The sequence below is a fragment of the Pseudomonas sp. LPB0260 genome (genome assembly GCF_013388395.1).
Genome location: NZ_CP058247.1, coordinates 3,507,260 through 3,526,766, shown reverse-complemented (window position 1 = coordinate 3,526,766; position 19,507 = coordinate 3,507,260). Strand labels below are relative to the sequence as shown.

Sequence of the window (19,507 nt, the reverse complement as noted above, 5' to 3'; positions counted from 1 at the left end):
GGGCGACTAGCCGAATACCGTCACGGTCTGCCGGCTGATCGCCAGCAACTCGCCGTCGGGCCCCCACAGGCCCGCGGCTATGTGGCCGTAGCCGTCGCGGGCGTGCTCGATGTGCGCGCGGTAGCGACACCAGTCGAGAGTTGTCAGCGCCGCCAGCGGCTGGATGAACTCGATGGTCCAGGTCAGTGAACTACCCGGCGCTGGCGCCCGCAGGTGCGACAGTACGGCCGGAGGCCAGGCGTCGACCAAGGCCAGTAGGTGCGCCTCGTCCAGCGCCTGCACCTCACCCTCGACCGCTGGGCGCAGGCGGACCCAGCCGCCCATCTGCCGCGACGGATTATTGGTGAACGGCATACCACCGATGCCCCAGCGCATGGCCAGGAAACGGGTGAACTCCGGGGTCACGTTGCGGATATAGGGCAGCTCCTGGCATTCCTCTACCGGCTTGATCTGTGGCGCCGCCTCGGCGGTGACGGCGACGGCCGACTCCCGCGCGGCGCCGAAGCTGCCCTGGATCAGGGTGACCACCTGGCCGTTCTGCACCGCACGCCCCAGCACCTGGCTGACCGCCTTGCCTCCGCGCAGCACCTCGACCTGAAAACTGACCGGCACCTCGGGCTCCACCGGACCGACGAAGGTGACGGCCAGGGAGCGCACCGGCCGTCCGTCCGGTACCCGGGCACGCATGGCCTCATACACCAGCGCCGCCACCAGGCCGCCAAAACTGGCCCGCCCTTGAGCCCAGGCTGCGGGAATCTGCAGCGTTTCGGGGTTGGTACGAACGGCCTGGAGCAACTCGGAAAAGGTCATGACCACCTCGGGATAACGATACTGGGGTGATCTTAGGGGATAGCCTGGCCCGGCTGATAGGGCAGCGCTAGGGCGCTTCGGCCAAATACCGCGGGATATGCGCGAGCCCTAGGCGGGCGCGGGGAAGTCCGCCTGCAATTGCAGCAGCGCCTGATCCGCGGAGCGTTCGGCCCTGTCCAGTTCGGCGCGCCAGATGGCCACGCAAGGCGCCAGATCTGGCTCCTGCTCGGCCCGCAGCAGCCACTGCAGGCGATCGTGCCAGTCGCCCAGGGCCGCCTGTGCCTGTTTCAGGTGCGCGCGGGCTTCGGCCGATACGCCACCCAGCCCGGGATAGGCCTCGGCAGCGTAGCGCACCTGCTTGATCAGCAGGCGCAGGCGATGACGATCATGCCGTACATCCGCCAGGGTGGCGCCGAGCAAGCGCCGCTGCTTGGTCAGGCGGCGCCGTACCTGCCGTTCGACGCCCTTGAGCTGCTTGTCGGCCTGGGCCCGGTGCCATTGCTGCGGCCAGTCGTCCAGGGCATCGAACAGCGCCTGCAGCTCACGGCTTTCCAGCAACGCCACGTAGCCCCGCCGCAGCTGCGGCAGGCGGCGCGCCAGGGCGTCCGCCTTTTCGAGGTCTCGCAGATGCCCGAGCAGCACTTCCAGATCGCGCAGCGGCCCACTCAGGCGAGCGAGCGCCACCGCGCTTGCCTGCAATCTATCGATGGCCGACAGGCCGCGCAGCGGACGCAACAGGCTGCGCAACCGGCGCAGGGCGATGCGCAGGTCGTGCAGCGCCTCGGGGTCGGTGGCGGCGACCAGGCGCTCGCGGCATGCATAGAGCCTGACCTGCTGCGTCAGCACCTGCTCGAGTACCTTATCGACAACGGCTGCCATCAACACTCCTCGCTCTGCCCTGCCTGCAGAGTAGCGCGCTTCCCGCCCTCACCCGACGTCGCCACGCTCAGCGCCGGCGCGTGAAACGCCAAGGCAATGCGCGCCTGAGCTCGCTCAGGCGCCGACGCAGCAACGCCGGCGACCCATCCTCACGGCCATAACGCTGCGCCTCGAAGGCGCAGGCAAAGGCGTCGATGGCCCCAGCCTGTCGGGGCAAGGCCTGCGCCGCGCGCTGGGCGTAAGCGCGAGGCCCCTCGCCCGCCTGCCGCTGCACGCCATGGCGGGCCAGCAGGCGTTCGAAGCGCAGGAAGGCGAGGCGTTGGGGGTCACGCTCGCGGCGCCAGGGCTTGAACAGCCCAAGCGCCAGCAGCCCCAGCAACAGGCCCCCGCCGCCACCCAGGCTCAGCGCCAACAGCCCACTGTCGAGGTTGCCGAACCAGCGCTGCAGCAGTTGCAGCTGTTGGGCGCCCTGGTAGCCGAGGACCCAGCGTTGCCAGCCATAGTTGAGGCCGTCCCAGCCCAGGCGCAACTTGTTCAGCCAGGCCAACTGGCGATAGCGCAGCGGCGAGAATGGCGAACCCTCGAGAAAGCTCTGCTCCTCGGCCAGCGCCGCCTCCAGCCCCTGCTCGATGCGCTCCGGCGCCACCTGGAAGGTCGGATCGACGCTCGCCCAGCCAGCCCCCGGACGCCAGTATTCGACCCAGGCATGGGCATCGAACTGGCGCACCTGCACGTAGCGCCCGCTCGGGTTGTACTCACCGCCCTGGTAACCGGCCACCACCCGCGCCGGGATGCCGGCCGCCCGCAGGACGAAGGTCATGGCGCCCGCGTAGTGGGCGCAGAAGCCACGGCGACTGTCGAAGATAAACTCATCGACGCTGTTGGCGCCCAGTGTCGGCGGCCGCAGGGTGTAGACATAGGGCTGCCGATTGAAGTGGGCGAGCAACGCCTGTACCAGGCGCTCGGGCTGAGGATGATCGCGTTTGAGCTGGAGGGCCCAGGCGCGGCTGCGCGGGTCCCCGTCCGGGGGCAGTTGCAGGGCGCGAGCCAGGCTCATCTCGCTGCCGAGGCCGTCCGGCTCGCGCAAGGCCTCCGGCCAGGAGGTCACCCTGTACAGCAGGCTGCGCTCGACCGGTTGCTGGCGTTGCAGGCGGAAGTCGGCCAGCTGCCGCGTATCTTGCAGGGTGGTCTCGGCAACATCCAGGGCGAACAGCCAGGACTGGGCGCTGGGCTGCATGACGATCTCGTAGCGCAGTGGCTCGCCGCGTTTCTCCCATGCCGGTGCAGCGGGCGGCAGCGCAGCGGACTGCGACCAGCGGCGGCCGTCGAAGCGTTCGAAGGTCAGCGCACGCCAGTACAGCTGACTGCGTGGCGGCACCTCGCCCTCGAAGCTGGCGCGAAAGGCCAGGGCGCCCGAACGACTCAGCTCGGCGATATCCGCCGGCGCCATGCTGTCGGACAGGCCGCTGACGCTCTTGTCGCTAGGCATCGGCAGGGACCATAGCGGCCCCAGCCTGGGGAAGAAGATGAACAGCAGCAGCATCAGCGGCAGCGCCTGCAGCAGCAGGCTCGCCGCCAGCCGGGCGGTCGGCCAGGGCTGGGTGGCCAGGGCGCTCTGCTGCAAGCCGATCAGGGCGGCGAGCAAGGCGGTGACCGGCAGCAGGCTGAACAGCGCGGCGAGCATGCCGTCATCGAACAGGTAGGCGGTGACCACGGCGAAGAAGCCGAGGAAGATCAGCACCAGGGCGTCGCGCCGCGTGCGCATCTCCAGCAGCTTGAGGATGAAGGCGGCAATCAGCAACACCACCGCGGCATCCAGGCCGACCAGGCTGCCCCGGGAGAACCACACGCCGGCGGCCACCAGCAGCATCAGCAGTGCCTTGACCCAGGCGTTGGGATACCCCGCGCGCATGCGGAAGATCTGGATGCGCCAGGCGGCGCAGCCGAGCCACAGAACGCTGACCCACAGCGGCAGATGGCCCAGGTGCGGCACGATCACCAACACCTGGGCGACCAGCAGCCAGCTCAGGCTGACGCGCGGGATGGCCGGTTGCGCGCTCACCGCGGCGCTCCGAACAGCGCCAGGGCCCGCAGGCAGGCCTCGCGATGGGGCTCGCCGCTGTCGGGAGCAAGGGCCCGGCCCGGCAGGCGCAGGGCAAAGGGTTGCTGCCGAGCGGACAGCTCCAGCACCCAATGGCAGAGCAACGACAGGCGCGACTCGACGTCCCCGTCCAGGGCCTGGAAATCGAGCTGCGGGTCGCGCCCGCTCAGGGTCGAGAAATCCTTGACCAGCAGGCCCAGGCCGCGCGAATAGGCCTTCCAGTGCAGGCGCTGCTTGGAATCGCCGGGCTGATAGTCCTTCAGCCCCTGGAAATCGTCGCAGCCATAGCCCTGCGCGTGCCGGCCCTGTTCCTGCTGCTCGTCGGCGCCGTCGGGCGAGAGCGGCAGCTCGCCTTGCAACGGGCGCGGGTAGACCAGCGACGCCTGATCCAGGTCGAGCCAGCTCCAGGCCACCAGGATGCCCAGCGGGAAACGGCTCTCGACCCGCAGGCGCTCAGGCCGCAGCCAACCGCGCCGCTGCGTCGCCAGGCTCAGCTCGCATTCGCTACTGCCCTGGGCCGGCACGTCGAGCAGTTGCAGGTCGTGCTTGCCCCAGCCCAGGCCGATGGCCTGGTGCGCCCGGCGCCGGCTCTCCAGGCGCACGCGAAAGCCCGCCTGCTCGCCGACGAATACCGCAGCGGCCCCGCCGGCGTTGACGACCAGCCCGGCGAGGTTGCGGTAGGTATGCAGGATGGCGACGAAGAACACCGCCGCAAGCAGGAAGGTCAGGCCGTAGGCCAGGCTGTTCTGGTAGTTGATCGCCGCCAGCAGCATCAACACCAGGACCAGCACATAGGTGACACCGATACGTGTCGGCAGGATGAAGATCTTCTGCTGATCGAGCATGACGCTGCTGGCCGCCGGGATGCGCCGCGCCAGCCAGCGGCTCCAGTAGGGCTTGAACAGCCCGATCAAAGTGCCGGCACCTCACGCAGCAGCCACTGCACCAGGGCACCTCCGCCGTGCCCGGTCGGGTCGGCGCGCTCGCGCAAGCGGTGCCCCACCACCGAGGGCAACACCGCCTGCACGTCCTCGGGGATCACATAGTCACGGCCATCCAGCAGGGCCCAGGCGCGGGCCGCCGCCAGCAGGGCCAGGCTGGCGCGTGGTGACAGGCCCCAGGCGAACTGCGGCTGGCTGCGGGTGGCCTCGACCAGGCGCAAGACGTAATCGACCAGGGCATCGCTGGCCCGCACGTTCGGCACCTCGGCTTGGATCGCCGCCAGGCCGGCGTGATCGAGCAACGGTTGCAGGCGCGGCAACAGCGCGCGCCGTGGATCGCCCAGGAGCAGGACCTTCTCGGCGGCCTTGGCCGGGTAACCGAGCGACAGGCGCATGAGGAAGCGGTCGAGCTGGGATTCCGGCAGGGCGAAGGTGCCGCCCTGGCTCACCGGGTTCTGCGTGGCGATGACGAAAAAGGGCTCGGGCAATGGCCGCGTGGCGCCCTCGATGGTCACCTGGCCCTCCTCCATGGCTTCCAGCAGCGCGCTCTGGCTCTTCGGCGTGGCGCGGTTGATTTCGTCGGCGAGCAGCAGCTCGGCAAAGATCGGCCCGGGATGGAAGACGAACTGCCCGGTGTCGCGGTCGAACACCGAGGTGCCGAGGATGTCGCCGGGCAGCAGGTCCGAGGTGAACTGGATGCGCTGGAAGCTCAGGCCCAACACCTTGGCCAGGGCATGGCTGAGGGTGGTCTTGCCCATCCCCGGCAGGTCTTCGATCAGCAGGTGGCCGCGAGCCAGCAGGCAGGCCAGCGCCAGGCGCACCTGGGTCTCCTTGCCCAATACCACCTGATTCACCGCGTGCAGGCAGGCATCCAGTTTCGTACGCATCCATCACTCCCCAGGCAAGTGCTTCGATGCTACTGGCCGGCGCGTCCTGGGCAAAGCGCCTTGTAACCTTTGCTCACCAATCTGTGCGCGAATCGCGCCTCGTTACAGGCGGAAGTGCCCCGCCATGCCCTGCAGTTCAAGCCCCAGTTCGGCCAGCTGGATGCTCGAGTTGGCCGACTCGTCCATGGCCGCGGCGGACTGGTCGGCGATATCGCGAATGGAGGTGACGCTGCGATTGATCTCCTCGGCCACCGCGGTCTGCTCCTCGGCCGCCGCGGCGATCTGCTGGTTCATCTCGAAGATCTGCGTCACCGCTTCGGCGATCGCGGCCAACGCCCCCTCGGTCTGGTTGGCATCCTGCACCACCTGCTCCACCAGCGCACCGCTTTGGCGCATGTCCGTGACAGTGCGCCGGGTGCCTTCGCGCAGGGTGGCGATCAGCCCTTCGATTTCCGTGGTCGACTCCTGGGTACGCCGCGCCAGGGCGCGCACCTCGTCGGCCACCACGGCGAAGCCACGCCCCTGCTCGCCTGCGCGTGCGGCCTCGATGGCGGCGTTGAGGGCGAGCAGGTTGGTCTGCTCGGCGACGCTCTTGATCACGTCCAGCATCGAGTCGATGCTCTGGGTGTCCTGGCTGAGGCGCTCGATGCTCTGGGTGGTGGTGTTCATCGCCGCGGCCAGCTCCTCGATGCGCTTCAGGGTCTGGTGCACCACCTGGACCCCGCTATTGACCCGGGTGTCGGCCTGGGCAGTGGACGCCGCGGCGGCCTCGGCATTGCGCGCCACCTCATGCACCGTGGCGGTCATCTCGCTCATGGCAGTGGCCACCTGGTCGGTTTCTTCCTTCTGCCCATTCACCCCGCGGCGGGTCTGCTCGGTGCTCGCCGACAGCGACTGGGCCGATGTGGAAATCTGCGTCACCCCGTCCTGCAGCCGGCCGACCATCTCGCGCAGGTTGTTCGACATGCCCTGCATGGCGCCGAGCAGCTGGCCGACCTCGTCGCTGCGGGTCACCTCGATGCGCGCGCGCAGATCCCCCCCGGCGATCTGCTGGGCCTGCAGTATCACCTGCTTGAGCGGGCGAACGATCAACAGGCTGATGACGAAGGTCGCCACCAGGCCGATCAGCAGCGCCGCCGCCGCCGCCACGAAGATCAGCCAAGTGCTGGCCTGCAACTGCGTCTGCATGCCTTCCTTCTGATGGTCATGGGCCTGATCGACCAGCGCGAGGATGCGCTCGGCCTGCTCCACCAGGCGTGCATACTCCTGCTTCTGCGCCTGCAGATGGCCGGTGTACTCCTTGAGCCGGTCATTGAAGGAGTTGACGTTGCCGATGACCTCGGCCAGCACCGCCGCGTAGCCCGGGTCGGCCATGGCGTCGCGCAGCTCGCCGGCCAGGGATTGCGCGTCCAGGGCCTCCTGGATGGCGGTCTGCGCCGCCTCGCCGGAGCTGCGGCTTTCTTCCAGGCGCACCCGCGCCTGGTCGAGTGCCTGCAGCAGCAGTTGGTGAATCTTGCTGATCTGCCCGGCCTGCACCACCGACTCGTCGCCCTCCAGACCCTGGCTGCTCTTGAGCAGGTCGATACCGTCCTCGGCCAGGCCGTCCTTGAGCAGGTCCAGGCTGTTGGCTGCGCTGACCACCAGCCAGTTGGCGCCGTCGAGGGACAGGCGCATGTTGTCGGTCAGTTCGACATAGCGCTTGAAGGCCGCCTCGTACTCGCCGATGGCGCCGTCGGCCTCTGCCAGCAGCTGGCGCTCCTCCAACGGCAGCTCGGGCTGCAGGGCCGTACTGCTGGCGAGGATCGCCTGGGCCTGCTCATGCAGGCGCGTGGCGTGCTGCACATCGCCGGTCAGGGCGAATTGCTGTTCGCTGCGACGCATGCGCTGCACTTCGGTGCCGATGGTGCTCATGCGCTCGAGCAGATCCGAGCGCATCGAGACATCGCGCAGCGCGGAGAACCCGGTCGCCGCGACCAACAGGGTGAGCGAGAGCACCACGCCGAAGCCCAGGGCCAGTTTCTTCGCCGTGCTCAGACTGGCAACGCGCCGCTGCAGGGCAGTCCACATAGTTTTCCCCTTCTTTCCAACAGGATGACGGTTTAACGATCTCGGGTCGTTTGGCTCTGTGTCGGCAACATAGGAGCAAGCATTAGCGACAACAAGCAGTGCTCTTCAACCCCGGTCGCTTTTGTTATGCCCTGGTCGCTTTGCGTACCGCTGTTCGATTGACGCGGCGCCCGTCGGCAGGCCACCGAAGATACGCCGGAATGCGCGGAATGCGGCGGGCCTTGATCCAGGCCAAGGCTTGCCGTCGCACGACGGCCTAGGCTTAAGGGCACGATCAGGAGATTGCCATGACGCCATCGCGCGACCGGGACTGGCACGCACGCCCGACAGAGTACAGCCTGCAGCAACTGGAGGTCGGCGACGACGGGCTCAGTGCCGCCGAGGCGCAACGGCGGCTGGACGCCAATGGCCCCAACAGCCTTCCCGAGCCGGCCCTGGACGGGCCACTGAAGCGCCTGGCCATGCAGTTCCACAACCTGCTGATCTATGTGCTGCTGCTGGCCGCGCTGCTGACCCTGGTGATCGGCGAATGGCTCGACAGCGCGGTGATCTTCGCCGTGGTGCTGGTCAACGCAATCGTCGGCTTCATCCAGGAAGGCAAGGCGCAGCAGGCCATGCGGGCGATTTCCGCACTGGTCAGCCTGCAGAGCCGCGTGCGCCGCGACGGGGTGATGCAACAGCTGCCGGCGGCGCAACTGGTCGCCGGCGATCTGGTGCTGCTGGAGGCGGGCGACCGCGTGCCGGCCGACTTGCGCCTGCTGGCGGCGCGCGACCTGCGCATCGATGAAGCGGCGCTGACCGGTGAATCCGTGCCGACGCACAAGCAGATCGAAGCGGTCAAGCCAGACGCCAGCCTGGGCGACAGGCGCTGCATGGCCTATTCCGGCACGCTGGTCATCGCCGGCAACGGCTGCGGCGTGGTGGTGGCGACCGCCGGGCGCACCGAACTGGGCAAGATCAGCCGCATGCTCGGCGCGGTCATCAGGCTGCAGACGCCCTTGCTGGCCGACATGGCGCGCTTCGCCCGGCACCTGACCCTGCTCATCCTCCTGCTGGCGCTCGTCACCTTCGCCTTCGGCGTTCAACTGCACGGCTACAGCCCCAGAGACATGCTGATGGCCGCGGTCGGCCTGGCGGTGGCGGCCATCCCGGAGGGCCTGCCCGCGGTGCTGACGATCATCCTGGCCCTCGGCATGCGACGCATGGCCGGACGCCAGGCCATCATTCGCCACCTGCCGGCGGTGGAGAGTCTCGGCTCGGTGAGCGTGATCTGCTCGGACAAGACCGGCACCCTGACCCGCAACGAAATGACCGTGCAGCAGGTATTCACCAGCAGCCACCACTATCGCGTCGGCGGCCTCGGCTACGCCCCCGAGGGCAGCGTCCGGGTCGACGGCAACGGCCAGGCAGCGGATAGCGCCGACCTGCGCGAGCTGGCGCGCGCCGGCCTGCTGGCCAATGACGCCAGCCTCGCTCTGCGCGAGCACAGCTGGCAGATCAGCGGCGACCCGACCGAGGCGGCCTTGCTGACCCTGGCCGGCAAGCTGGGCCTGCAGCGTGACGAGGAACTGGGCAACCTGCCGCGGGCCGACATGATCCCCTTCAACAGCGAGCGACGCTGCACCGCCAGCCTGCACCATGACCATGGCGGGCACGGGCTGATCTACCTGGTGGGAGCGCCGGAACGCCTGCTGGAAGTGTGCAACCGACAGTGGCTCGAGGGTCGCGACCAACCCCTGGACCAGCGCCACTGGCACGCGGTACTCGAACAAGGCGCAGGCGAAGGGCTGCGCATGCTTGGCCTGGCCCTGCGTACCCTGCCGGGCCCCCAGCAGGAACTGACCTATGCGGACCTGGAAGGCGATTTCATCCTGCTGGGCCTGGTCGGCATGCTCGATCCGCCCCGCGAGGAGGCCATCGAGGCCGTCGCCGAATGCCGGCGCGCCGGCATCGCGGTGAAGATGATCACCGGTGACCATGCCGGCACCGCCCGCGCCATCGCCGAGAAACTCGGCCTGGGCGGCGGCGCCCCGCTGACCGGTGCCGAACTCGATCGCTTGAGCGATGCCGAACTGGACGCACGACTGGCGCAGACCACGGTGTTCGCCCGTACCAGCCCGGCACACAAGCTGCGCCTGGTGCAGCGCCTGCAAGCCGGTGGGGCGCGGGTGGCGATGACCGGCGACGGGGTCAATGACGCGCCCGCGCTCAAGCGCGCCGATATCGGCGTGGCCATGGGCATCAAGGGCACCGAGGCGGCCAAGGAAGCCGCGCAGATGGTGCTGGCCGATGACAACTTCGCCACCATCACCCACGCCATCGAGGAAGGTCGCACCGTTTACGACAACCTGAAGAAGACCATCCTGTTCATCCTGCCCACCAACGGCGGCGAGGCCCTGGTGCTGCTCAGCGCCATCGCCATGGGCCTGACCCTGCCCATCACGCCCTTGCAGATCCTCTGGGTCAACATGATCACCGCCGTCACCCTGGCCCTGGCGCTGGCCTTCGAGCCGGCCGAGGAGGACCTGATGCGGCGTGCGCCGCGGGACCCGCGCGCGCCCCTGCTGAGTCGTCGGCTGCTCTGGCGGGTACTGTTCATCGCCCTGTTGATGACTTTCGCCTGCCTGGGCCTGTTCTTCAGCGCCGGGCAGCTGGGTCTGGGCCTCGAGGCCAGCCGTACCCTGGCGGTCAACGGCCTGGTGGCCTGCGAGATCGGCTATCTGTTCAGCAGCCGCCGACTGCTGGGCCCGCCGCGCTTCGGCCTGCGAGACAACCCGATGATCTGGAGCATGGTGCTGCTGCTGATCGGCCTGCAGCTGGCCTTCACCTACTGGTCCGGCCTGCAACAGCTGTTCGCCACTGCGGCGCTGCCGCCGCTGGCCTGGGCCGCCTGTCTGCTGGTGGCGATGCTGGTCTGCGGGTTGGTCGAACTGGAAAAGAAGCTGCTGCGCCGGCTCGCCAACTGAGCCGATGCAAACGTTCAGGAAGGGCGCTGCAGCTCGAACAACTCGCGCGTGCGGGTGTAGGACGCGCCGCCGAGGCGGCCGACCAGGTCCAGCTTGCCCGCATCCACCCGCCCCTGGCTGTTGAGCACGGCGTCATCGACGTGCGCCAGCAACACCCGGGCGAAGACCAGGTGGCAGTTGGGCCGCTCGCGCGGATACGGCATGGCCTCGGCCAGGGCGCATTCGAAGGTCACCACCGCGCCGGCCACCCGCGGCGGCCTGACCTTCAGCGAAGGCTCGCTGGCGATGCCGCAATGCTCGAACTCGCTGACCCCGTGGGCCAGCATCGCCGCGCTGGCGTTCATCGCCTCGGCCTGGGCGAAGGACACCAGCTGGATGACCAGCTCGCCGGTGGCCTGCACGTTGCGCAGGGTGTCCTTCAGGCTGCCGTCGTCACGACTGCCGACGTTGACCATCAGGGTCGGCGGCTGGTCGCTGATCACCTGGAAGAAACTGAAGGGGGCCAGGTTGCTGACGCCCTCGGCGGACAGGCTGGAGACCCAGGCGATCGGCCGTGGCGTCACGGTCGAGGCCAGCCAGCGGTAGGCCTCCAGCGGCGTCAGGTCGGCGAAATCGATGAGCATCAGCGTCCCGCCCGCGACTCGCGGATATAGAAGCGCGCCCGTTCCGACTTGCTGGTACAGCCTTCGTAGGCCTCGAACTGCTGCTGGGTCTTGGCCGCGGTCAGCAGCGACAGGGCCTTGGAGTAACTGACGGTCCCGGCAAAGCCTTCGGCCTTGGCCAGGTCCAGCTCACGCCAGGCGGCGTCCAGCTGACTGGCGCAGCTGTCGCGATAGGCGGTCTTGCCGGCGCAACCGGCCAGTACCAGGGCAATCATCGGTAAACAGATCCAGGCTTTCATTTCGCAGACTCCCTTAGACGAAAACGATCACGACGCAATTGATTCGATTATGACGGCAAGCTGCGGCAAAAGTGCCCTGCCCTACGGATTGGCCCGTTGCCGCAGATACTCCAGCACCGCCGCCTGCTCGCCGACGAACTCGATGCGCCCGGCCTTGTTTTCACGCTGGTATGCATACATCGGGTCGTAGTACTCCACCAGCAGCGCCTCGATCCAGCCACGGTGCAGGTCGACCGCGCCACTGCGCTGCTGCTCCACCAGGGCCTGATCCATGATCGCCGCCAGACGCTGGTAACGCTCGCCGCCCAGACGCTTGAGGATATTCGCCAGGCTCTGCTGCAGGCGCTCGGCGAAGGCCGTGAAGCCGGCCTCAGGGCCTAACTGGGCGACGAACTCGGCGCACAGGTCGGTCACGTAGTCCTTGAGGATGCGTTCGGTACGCCCGGCCAGGCTGTCCTCCAGCCACACCAGCGGAAAGTCCTGCATGCCCTGGTACAGCTCCAGCGGCAGCGAGCAACGGCCGATCAGCCGTCCCTCGTCCTCGAGGACGAACTGCTGCCGGCCCGCCGCGCGCTTGCGCAGGATGTCGATGGCCAGCGCGTTCTCGAAATCGATCTGCCCCGGCTGCCCGGTGGCGCGCTTGCCGAAACTTGAGCCCCGGTGGTTGGCGTGGCCTTCCAGATCGAGGCTGTTGTCCAGCTGGGCGATCACCTCGGTCTTGCCGGTGCCGGTCATGCCGCCGACCAGGACGAACTGGCACTCGGCCAGCGCCTGTTCGGTGGTACCGATGAGAAAACTGCGCATCGCCTTGTAGCCGCCGATTACCCGCGGGTAGTCGATGCCCGCCTCGCTCTTGAGCCATTGCTGGACGATCTGCGAGCGCAGGCCGCCACGAAAGCAGTACAGATAGCCGTTCGGATTGGCCGTGGCGAAGGCCGCCCAGGCGGCGACGCGCTCGGCCTTGAGCGAGCCGCTGACCAGCTGGTGGCCCAGTTCGATGGCCGCATTCTGGCCCTGCTGCTTGTAGCAGGTACCGACCTTCTGCCGCTCGACATCGTCCATCAGCGGCAGATTGACCACCCCGGGGAACGCGCCCTTGGCGAACTCCACCGGCGCCCGGGCGTCCATCATCGGCGTCCCATCGAGAAACAGCTGGCGATAGTCGCTGGTATTGTCACGCATCACAGCACCTCGACCGCGTGCTGCTGGCGCTCGAGCAACTCGCCGATCGGCTCCAGCGCCAGGCCCAGCTCTGCGGCGACCGCGCGAAACTCCGCCTCGCCCTCGGGCGTGACCGCGATCAGCAGGCCGCCACTGGTCTGCGGGTCGCACAGCAGCAGTTTGTGCGGCTCGGCCATCGGCGCGATCTTGTCGCCGTAGCTGTCGAAGTTGCGCAGGGTGCCGCCGGGCACGCAGCCTTGCTCCAGGTAGTAGTCGACGCCCTCCAGGCGCGGCACCTTGGCGAACTCGATGCGCGCGGTCAGGCCACTGCCGTCGGCCATCTCGACCAGGTGGCCGAGCAGGCCAAAGCCGGTGACGTCGGTCATGGCGCTGACGCCGACGAGCTTGCCGAACCGGCTGCCTGGCTTGTTCAGGGTGCACATCCAGTCGCGCGCCAGGCCGACGTCCTCGGCGCGCAGCTTGGCCTTCTTCTCCGCCGTGGTGAGGATGCCGATGCCCAGCGGCTTGCTCAGGTACAACTTGCAGCCGGCGCGGGCGGTGTCGTTGCGCTTCATGTGCGCCTTCTGCACCAGGCCGGTGACCGCCAGGCCGAAGATCGGCTCCGGCGCATCGATCGAATGGCCGCCGGCCAGGGGGATGCCCGCCTCGTCGCACACCGCGCGCCCGCCGCGGATCACCTCACGGGCCACTTCCGGGGCCAGCACGTTGACCGGCCAGCCGAGGATGGCGATGGCCATCAGCGGGTCGCCGCCCATGGCATAGATGTCGCTGATCGCGTTGGTCGCGGCGATCCGGCCGAAATCATAGGGATCGTCGACGATCGGCATGAAGAAGTCGGTGGTGGAGACCACGCCGCGCTCCTCGTCGATGGCGTACACCGCGGCATCGTCACGCGAGGCATTGCCGACCCAGAGGCGCGGATCGAGGTTCTGCGCGCCGCTGCCGGCGAGTATCACTTCCAGGACCTTGGGGGAAATCTTGCAGCCGCAGCCGGCACCGTGGCTGTACTGGGTCAAACGAATGGGCGCGCTCATCACATCTCACTAATCGGGTCGACAGGCGGCGGCATTCTAGCAAATGCCACCTTGGCGGCGACGATTGGCGCGAGTATGTTGATAAAACAAAGCGTTACGGGGGGAGCGAGATGACTAAGCGAGTAGCGCTGGTGTTGGGGGCCGGTGGTGCGCGGGGTTACGCGCACATCGGGGTGATCGAGGAACTGGAAGCGCGCGGCTACGAGATCGCCTGCATCGCCGGCTGCTCCATGGGCGCCGTGGTCGGCGGCATCTACGCGGCCGGCAAGCTCAAGGAATATCGCGAATGGACCCAGAGCCTGGACTACCTGGACGTGCTGCGCCTGCTCGATGTCAGCTTCCGCCTCGGCGCGATTCGCGGCGAAAGGGTCTTCGGCCAGATCCGGGATATCGTCGGCGAGATCAATATCGAGGAATTGCCGATCCCCTTCACCGCGGTGGCCACCGACCTGACCAATCAGCAGGAGATCTGGTTCCAGGAGGGCTGCCTGCACCAGGCTATGCGTGCCTCGGCGGCGATTCCCAGCCTCTTCACTCCGGTGGTCCAGGGCAAGCGCATGCTGGTCGACGGCGGCCTGCTCAACCCGCTGCCGATCGTGCCGGTGGTGTCCAGCCATTGCGACCTGATCGTCGCGGTCAACCTCAACTCGACCAACCAGAAGCACTACGAACTGCCGGTCATCGAACGGCCACTGGCGCTCAAGGGCCGCTTCGACCAGATGATGACCTCGCTGGGCTCACGCCTGCCCTCCTTCCGCCGCAAGGATGGCGAGGACGGCGATGAGCTGCTGCTGCTGGACGACCCGCAGAGCGCCGCGGCCGTCAGTCCGGACGCGCCCCGGAAACCCGCCGAAGAGCCGGAAAGCGCCGCCGCGACCAAGTCCGCCAGCGGCTCGCGGGTCGCCGACATGAGCGGACCGGCGTCCCTGCTGGAGTTGATCAACCAGAGTTTCGAGGTGATGCAGACCTCCCTGGCGCAGTACAAGATCGCCGGCTACCCGCCGGACATCCTGATCAACGTACCCCGCCGCGCCTGCCGCTTCTTCGAGTTCTACAAGGCCCCGGAGCTGGTCATGCTCGGGCAGATGATCGCCCGCGAGGCGCTGGACAAGTACGAACGCGGCGACAACTGAGGGCGCGGCGCACCGTCGAACGGATGCGCCGCGCGCCATGCACTGGCGCTAGAGGTTGAGACCGGCCGGCGGCCCCTCGCCAGGCGGCGGCGCCTTGTTCGCCACCCAGTCGCTGAGCAGGCTGTAGGCCACGGCCAGCACCGTCGGGCCGAGAAACAGGCCCATGAAGCCGAAGGCGAGGATGCCGCCGAACACGCCCAGCAGCACCACCACCAGCGGCAGATTGCCGCCGCGGCTGATCAGGTAGGGTTTGAGGATATTGTCCACGCCGCTGATCACGAAGAAGCCCCAGATGCCGAGGAAAATCGCGAAACCATAGTCGCCCTGGCTGGCCAGCCAGGCCGTTGCGGGCACCCAGACCAGCGGCGGGCCCATCGGGATCAGGCTGAGGACGAAGGTGACGATGCCCAGCAGCAGCGCCCCGGGCACGCCGGCGATGTAGAAGCCGATCATCGCCAGCAGGCTCTGGGCGGCCGCGGTGCCGATGACCCCGTTGACCACCCGCTGCACCGTTCCCGCGACCAGCTCCAGGTAGTGATCCGCGCGCACACCGATCAGGCGGTCGAGCAGGCTGTGGACGAAGGCCGCCAGGCGCGGGCCATCGCGGTAGAAGAAGAACACCAGCAGCAGGCTCAGGGCCAGCTCCAGCACGCCAGCGCCGATCTGCGCGCTGCGCGCCAGCAGCCAGTTGCCGACCTGGCCGAGGTAAGGCCGCAGGGTGGCGAAGAACGCCGAGCCCTGCTGATCGACGGTCTGCCAGGCCGACAGCAGCGCCTCCCCCACCAGCGGCAAGCCGCCCAGCCAGCCGGGAGGCGGCGGCAGGCCTTCGACCTGCAGCCCCTTGATCAGGGCGGTGGCGTCACGCACGTGGTCGGCCAGGTTGAAACCCAGCAGTATCAGAGGCACGGCCACCAGGACCACCCAGCCGAACGTCAGCAAGCCGGCCGCCGCGGCCTGCCGGCCTTTCAGCCAGTGGGTCAGCAGGCGCATCAGCGGCCAACTGGCAAAGGCCAGCACCGCCGCCCAGAACAGCGCCGACCAGAACGGGGCGAGCACCCACAGGCTGGCGCCGAGAAGCCCGAGGAGCAGGATCTGCACCAGCAGGCGGTCGTTATTGAGCATTCGCGAGGCTCCGCAAGCAATCGAAGGACGCCGCCCGACGCGGGCCTAGGCAGCGCTGGACGGCTAAAGGAGAGAGCATGCCGGCAGGCTCGGGCGCCGGCAAGCCGGCGCGCTCAAGCCTGCGCCCTAGCGCAGCACGGTGATGCGCAGCCCGGGCACCTCGCCGTCGCCGAGTTCCAGGCGCGCCGCGCGCACCCGCTGCTCGACCAGGGCCTCGCGCCAGGCTTCGGCCTGGGCGCCGCTCAGGCTGACCCGCAAGGTGCTGTCGAGGTTGAGGCTGCGCGCCAGCAGACGGGACCAGGCCGGGCTCGGCTCGGCCTGCCGGGCCAGGCGCAGCTCGCCGCTGCTGCGCAACTGACGCAACAGGGTCGCGGGGGTTGGGAGCACCTCGGCCAGCCCTGCATCCGCGCTCAGCAACTCGGCGTGCAGGTAGGCACGGCGATTGCCCCGAGTAATGCTGTAGAGCGCGACAAGACTGTCCTGACGCGGTTCGGCCAGGCGCATCAGCACATAGGCCTGCTGATCGTCGGAGCCATACAGCTTGGCGCGACCGAACACCGCATTGGCCCAGAGGTTGCTCGCACCGCACTCGCGCCCCTGGCACCAGTAGAGCAATTCGGCGTCCTGAGCCTGCAGGGCTTCACGGGCGGCGGTGAACACCTCGTCGGCGGTATGGGTGCGGGGCAGCTCGTAGGTCACCGAGGTGAGCTGGCCCTTGGCCTGTACCTCCTGCTCGTAGCGCAACTTGCCACTGATGCGACGGATTGCCCCTTGCGGGTAGACCCGTTCCTCCTCGCCGGTCTCGGCGAAGGCGACGATCCGCGCGCCGGGAAAGCGCGGCAGGACCTCCAGATCACGACTGCCGGGCGGATCTGCCGCCCAAGCCGGCATGCTGACCAAGAGCGCGGCGAGCAAACTGAGACTGCGCATGGCCGCCCTCATCGGATCAGCATCGACTGGGCGGATTTCACGGTGGCGGCCTCATCGAGGTCGCGGCGCGGCACCAGCAGGCCGCGCTGCACCGCCGGCCGGTTTTCCAGCGCCGTGAGCCAGCGCTGCAGGTGGGGCAGGCCTTCGACCGATACCCCCGACCACTCATGGCTACGCACCCAGGGAAAGCTGGCGATGTCGGCGATGCTGTAGTCGCCGGCCAAGAACTCGGCCTCGCCCAGGCGGCCATCGAGCACCTCGTAGAGTCGCCGGGTCTCGTGTTGATAGCGGTCGATGGCGCCTCGCAGCTTCTCAGGAAAATAACGGAAGAACACGTTCGCCTGCCCTTGCATCGGGCCGATGCCGCCCATCTGGAACATCAGCCACTGCAGTACGACGGAGCGTCCCTTGGCGTCCTGGGGTAGCAGCTGTCCGCTGCGCTCGGCCAGGTAGACGAGGATCGCCCCGGACTCGAATACGGCGAAATCGTCATTGCCACGGTCGACGATGGCCGGGATGCGGCCATTGGGGTTGATCTTGAGAAACTCGGGGGCTTTCTGTTCCCGCTTGTCGAAACTCAGTGTGTGCACACTGTAGGGCAGCTGCAGCTCCTCCAGGGCGATGGACACTTTGTGGCCATTGGGGGTGGCAGCGGTGTAAAGGTCGATCATGCGAATCTCCATGGCAATCGGCCACACCTTTCCCCAGTTGCCTTCGGCAAGTCAAGGCGAGCGCAAGAATCCTTTGAAACAGTCTGCTACGAGGGCTGCGCCCTCCTCGTCATCCAGGTGCAAGTGATGTCCACCCGGCAACCGGCTCAGGGTGATGGGCCGTTCGCCCAGCAGCTCGGCGAGCTGCGGATGTGCCGCCAACAGGCCCTGCTCCGCCAGCACCAGATTGACCGGGCACTGCAGGCGCTGGATGAACGCCATGACGTGGGCTCGAGTCAGGCGCAGCGGCGAGGGCAAGGTCAGGCGGCTATCGGTACGCCAAGTATAGCCACCGGGCACCGGCATCAAGCCACGTTGCGCCAGCAGCTCGGCGGCCTCACGACTGACCGCGCCCACCCCGCGCATGCGCGCCTCCACCGCGCGGGAGAACTCGGCATAGACCGGCTTGCGCTTTCCGGTCAGGGCCATCTGCGCCTTGAGCGCCTCTCCCAGGCGCTGGGGCGCGTCCTCGGCCTCGCCGGTGTAGGGAATCAGGCCGTCGATCAAGGCCAGACGCTCGACCCGCTCCGGCAATGCACCAGCCAGCAGCACCGAGACGATCGCCCCCATGGAGTGGCCGAGCAGGGAGAAGCGCTGCCAGCCGAACTGCTCGGCAACCTCCAGGACATCCTGCACGTAGTCCCAGATCGCGTAGCTGGCGCCTGCGGGACGATGATCGGAGTGGCCGTGCCCGGCGAAGTCCAGGGCGACGATGCGCAGCCCCGACAGTTTGGGCGCCAGGCGGGCAAAGCTGGCGGCGTTGTCCAACCAGCCATGCAGGGCGATGACCGGCAGACCGTCCGCGGGGCCGTACAGGTGCGCGGCGAGTTCGATATGCGGCAGGCGCAGGCGCACTTCCTCGAATGCCGGGCTCATGCCGACTGCTCCCGGCAAGTCTCGCCGGCCCAGCGTGCGAACAGTGACCTGAGCAACGCTGCTGTCTCCTGGGGGCGCTCCAGGGGAAACATATGCCCGCCGGGCAGGGTCAGTTGCTCGCCCTTTGGCATCCGCCGCACCAGCCGCGCGTGATGCGGCAGCACTACGCGACTGTGACGGCCGCGCACCATCGCCAGCGGTACCTGCATCTGCTGCGCTCGCCCAGGGCTGGTGTGCGGCACGCTGCGATAGATGCTGATCTCGGTGGCTGGATCGAAGCGCAGGCGCAGCTTGTCGCCGTTGCCGTGCAGGCCATGGCGCACATAGGCATCCAGGCATTCCGGATCGAAGCTGCGAAACAGCGACTTTCCGGCGAAGTAGCCGCGCGCCTCGTCGAGGTCGGCGAACTCTTCGCGGCGCCCCAGGGTTCGTCCGGCCGGGGTGATGCGATCGATGAAGCCGAAGCGCTTGGCCGCGCGAATGACGACCTGGTCGGCGCGAGTCAGCAACGGCGAATCGAGCATCACCACCCCGCGATAGAGATCCGGACGCTGCAGCGCGGCGTGGTAATGCAGCACCCCGCCGAGCGAATGGCCCACGCCCCAGGCCGGCGAACCGCTCGCCTCGAGGTGATGGATCAACTCGTCGACCAGGTTGCTCCAGTTGTCATTGACCGGGAAGCGTGGGTCATGCCCGTGCTGCTCCAGGTGCCGGACCTCGTAGTCCGGCGCGAGTGCGGCGAACAGCTTGCCGTAGGTGGCCGAAGGGAAACCGTTGGCATGGGCGAAGAATACGGGTTGGGGCATGGCGGCAGGCTTCTGCAGGTAGACGGGGAAATTGTCCGGCAGCGCGGCGGTAACGGCAACGACAAATCAGCCAGTGAACGGCGACACTCCGGTCAAACTTCAAGGGAGGCCGGCCACCGCGCTCGGCGACAGCGCCCTCCCCGCGCCGGCGCGTGCTCAATT

General features: G+C 68.0%; 17 protein-coding genes and 1 pseudogene. 2 read left to right on the top strand and 16 right to left on the bottom strand.

The annotated features are described in order from the left end of the window. Positions 1 to 6: 6 nt before the first annotated feature. The 7 genes and pseudogenes from LPB260_RS15875 to LPB260_RS29405 all read right to left on the bottom strand — a co-directional run. Positions 7 to 810, bottom strand: a complete 804-nt coding sequence (locus LPB260_RS15875) for an acyl-CoA thioesterase II (RefSeq protein ID WP_208706784.1) — start codon at positions 808 to 810, stop codon at positions 7 to 9. A gap of 108 nt (positions 811 to 918) precedes the next feature. Further along, positions 919 to 1,689, bottom strand: coding sequence for a CHAD domain-containing protein (locus LPB260_RS15870; protein WP_208706783.1), 771 nt, complete (start codon positions 1,687 to 1,689; stop codon positions 919 to 921). A gap of 67 nt (positions 1,690 to 1,756) precedes the next feature. Beyond that, positions 1,757 to 3,751 carry a DUF3488 and transglutaminase-like domain-containing protein gene (locus tag LPB260_RS15865; protein WP_208706782.1) on the bottom strand — a complete coding sequence of 665 codons (1,995 nt, stop codon included), beginning with the start codon at positions 3,749 to 3,751 and terminating at the stop codon, positions 1,757 to 1,759. Then, positions 3,748 to 4,635, bottom strand: a complete 888-nt coding sequence (locus LPB260_RS15860) for a DUF58 domain-containing protein (protein WP_208709989.1) — start codon at positions 4,633 to 4,635, stop codon at positions 3,748 to 3,750. Before LPB260_RS15860 ends, LPB260_RS15865 begins: the two co-directional genes overlap by 4 nt. 65 nt (positions 4,636 to 4,700) lie before the next feature. Next, positions 4,701 to 5,618 (bottom strand): MoxR family ATPase, encoded by a 918-nt coding sequence (locus LPB260_RS15855; RefSeq protein ID WP_208706781.1) that lies wholly within the window; start codon positions 5,616 to 5,618, stop codon positions 4,701 to 4,703. Positions 5,619 to 5,720: 102 nt separating this feature from the next. After that, positions 5,721 to 6,434 carry a methyl-accepting chemotaxis protein gene (locus LPB260_RS29410; RefSeq protein ID WP_371926155.1) on the bottom strand — a complete coding sequence of 238 codons (714 nt, stop codon included), beginning with the start codon at positions 6,432 to 6,434 and terminating at the stop codon, positions 5,721 to 5,723. A 141-nt stretch (positions 6,435 to 6,575) separates the two neighbouring features. After that, a pseudogene (locus LPB260_RS29405) lies at positions 6,576 to 6,806 on the bottom strand (HAMP domain-containing protein); the annotation flags it as partial. 1,166 nt (positions 6,807 to 7,972) lie between these two features. On the opposite strand from LPB260_RS29405, the gene LPB260_RS15845 reads away from it, so the two are divergent. Next, positions 7,973 to 10,651, top strand: coding sequence for an HAD-IC family P-type ATPase (locus LPB260_RS15845; protein ID WP_208706779.1), 2,679 nt, complete (start codon positions 7,973 to 7,975; stop codon positions 10,649 to 10,651). Between the two features lie 14 nt (positions 10,652 to 10,665). Here the strand turns inward: LPB260_RS15845 and LPB260_RS15840 are convergent, their stop codons facing one another. The 4 genes from LPB260_RS15840 to selD all read right to left on the bottom strand — a co-directional run bounded on the left by LPB260_RS15840 (position 10,666) and on the right by selD (position 13,768). Further along, positions 10,666 to 11,274 carry a flavin reductase family protein gene (locus LPB260_RS15840; protein WP_208706778.1) on the bottom strand — a complete coding sequence of 203 codons (609 nt, stop codon included), beginning with the start codon at positions 11,272 to 11,274 and terminating at the stop codon, positions 10,666 to 10,668. Beyond that, the gene (locus LPB260_RS15835) at positions 11,274 to 11,552 is read right to left on the bottom strand and encodes a hypothetical protein (protein ID WP_208706777.1); all 279 of its coding nucleotides are present in this window, start codon (positions 11,550 to 11,552) and stop codon (positions 11,274 to 11,276) included. The genes LPB260_RS15840 and LPB260_RS15835 overlap by 1 nt, the downstream gene beginning before the upstream one ends. A gap of 81 nt (positions 11,553 to 11,633) precedes the next feature. Beyond that, positions 11,634 to 12,734 carry a tRNA 2-selenouridine(34) synthase MnmH gene (gene mnmH, locus LPB260_RS15830; RefSeq protein WP_208706776.1) on the bottom strand — a complete coding sequence of 367 codons (1,101 nt, stop codon included), beginning with the start codon at positions 12,732 to 12,734 and terminating at the stop codon, positions 11,634 to 11,636. Continuing rightward, positions 12,734 to 13,768 carry a selenide, water dikinase SelD gene (gene selD, locus LPB260_RS15825; RefSeq protein ID WP_208706775.1) on the bottom strand — a complete coding sequence of 345 codons (1,035 nt, stop codon included), beginning with the start codon at positions 13,766 to 13,768 and terminating at the stop codon, positions 12,734 to 12,736. The genes mnmH and selD overlap by 1 nt, the downstream gene beginning before the upstream one ends. A 110-nt stretch (positions 13,769 to 13,878) precedes the next feature. On the opposite strand from selD, the gene LPB260_RS15820 reads away from it, so the two are divergent. Next, positions 13,879 to 14,901, top strand: coding sequence for a patatin-like phospholipase family protein (locus LPB260_RS15820; RefSeq protein ID WP_208706774.1), 1,023 nt, complete (start codon positions 13,879 to 13,881; stop codon positions 14,899 to 14,901). A 48-nt stretch (positions 14,902 to 14,949) separates the two neighbouring features. Here LPB260_RS15820 and LPB260_RS15815 read toward each other — a convergent pair whose 3' ends face one another. From LPB260_RS15815 to LPB260_RS15795, 5 genes are all read right to left on the bottom strand, one after another. Continuing rightward, positions 14,950 to 16,023 carry an AI-2E family transporter gene (locus LPB260_RS15815; RefSeq protein ID WP_208706773.1) on the bottom strand — a complete coding sequence of 358 codons (1,074 nt, stop codon included), beginning with the start codon at positions 16,021 to 16,023 and terminating at the stop codon, positions 14,950 to 14,952. Positions 16,024 to 16,149: 126 nt separating this feature from the next. Next, positions 16,150 to 16,953, bottom strand: coding sequence for a DUF4892 domain-containing protein (locus LPB260_RS15810; protein WP_208706772.1), 804 nt, complete (start codon positions 16,951 to 16,953; stop codon positions 16,150 to 16,152). Between the two features lie 8 nt (positions 16,954 to 16,961). Beyond that, positions 16,962 to 17,624, bottom strand: coding sequence for a glutathione S-transferase family protein (locus LPB260_RS15805; RefSeq protein WP_208706771.1), 663 nt, complete (start codon positions 17,622 to 17,624; stop codon positions 16,962 to 16,964). Between the two features lie 51 nt (positions 17,625 to 17,675). Further along, entirely contained in the window at positions 17,676 to 18,539 is an 864-nt protein-coding gene (locus tag LPB260_RS15800) for an alpha/beta fold hydrolase (protein ID WP_208706770.1), read from the bottom strand. Next, positions 18,536 to 19,345, bottom strand: a complete 810-nt coding sequence (locus LPB260_RS15795; RefSeq protein ID WP_208706769.1) for an alpha/beta fold hydrolase — start codon at positions 19,343 to 19,345, stop codon at positions 18,536 to 18,538. Before LPB260_RS15795 ends, LPB260_RS15800 begins: the two co-directional genes overlap by 4 nt. Positions 19,346 to 19,507 lie beyond the last annotated feature (162 nt).

Bases quoted from the DNA above. Each gene is read 5' to 3' on its own strand.
- LPB260_RS15855 (WP_208706781.1), bottom strand. From the start codon at position 5,618: ATGCGTACGAAACTGGATGCCTGCCTGCACGCGGTGAATCAGGTGGTA.
- LPB260_RS15800 (WP_208706770.1), bottom strand. From the start codon at position 18,539: ATGAGCCCGGCATTCGAGGAAGTGCGCCTGCGCCTGCCGCATATCGAA.
- LPB260_RS15795 (WP_208706769.1), bottom strand. From the start codon at position 19,345: ATGCCCCAACCCGTATTCTTCGCCCATGCCAACGGTTTCCCTTCGGCC.
- LPB260_RS15845 (WP_208706779.1), top strand. From the start codon at position 7,973: ATGACGCCATCGCGCGACCGGGACTGGCACGCACGCCCGACAGAGTAC.
- LPB260_RS15870 (WP_208706783.1), bottom strand. From the start codon at position 1,689: ATGGCAGCCGTTGTCGATAAGGTACTCGAGCAGGTGCTGACGCAGCAG.
- selD (WP_208706775.1), bottom strand. From the start codon at position 13,768: ATGAGCGCGCCCATTCGTTTGACCCAGTACAGCCACGGTGCCGGCTGC.
- LPB260_RS15815 (WP_208706773.1), bottom strand. From the start codon at position 16,023: ATGCTCAATAACGACCGCCTGCTGGTGCAGATCCTGCTCCTCGGGCTT.
- LPB260_RS15835 (WP_208706777.1), bottom strand. From the start codon at position 11,552: ATGAAAGCCTGGATCTGTTTACCGATGATTGCCCTGGTACTGGCCGGT.
- LPB260_RS15810 (WP_208706772.1), bottom strand. From the start codon at position 16,953: ATGCGCAGTCTCAGTTTGCTCGCCGCGCTCTTGGTCAGCATGCCGGCT.
- LPB260_RS15805 (WP_208706771.1), bottom strand. From the start codon at position 17,624: ATGATCGACCTTTACACCGCTGCCACCCCCAATGGCCACAAAGTGTCC.
- LPB260_RS29410 (WP_371926155.1), bottom strand. From the start codon at position 6,434: ATGAGCGAGATGACCGCCACGGTGCATGAGGTGGCGCGCAATGCCGAG.
- LPB260_RS15875 (WP_208706784.1), bottom strand. From the start codon at position 810: ATGACCTTTTCCGAGTTGCTCCAGGCCGTTCGTACCAACCCCGAAACG.
- LPB260_RS15820 (WP_208706774.1), top strand. From the start codon at position 13,879: ATGACTAAGCGAGTAGCGCTGGTGTTGGGGGCCGGTGGTGCGCGGGGT.
- LPB260_RS15860 (WP_208709989.1), bottom strand. From the start codon at position 4,635: ATGCTCGATCAGCAGAAGATCTTCATCCTGCCGACACGTATCGGTGTC.
- LPB260_RS15840 (WP_208706778.1), bottom strand. From the start codon at position 11,274: ATGCTCATCGATTTCGCCGACCTGACGCCGCTGGAGGCCTACCGCTGG.
- mnmH (WP_208706776.1), bottom strand. From the start codon at position 12,734: ATGCGTGACAATACCAGCGACTATCGCCAGCTGTTTCTCGATGGGACG.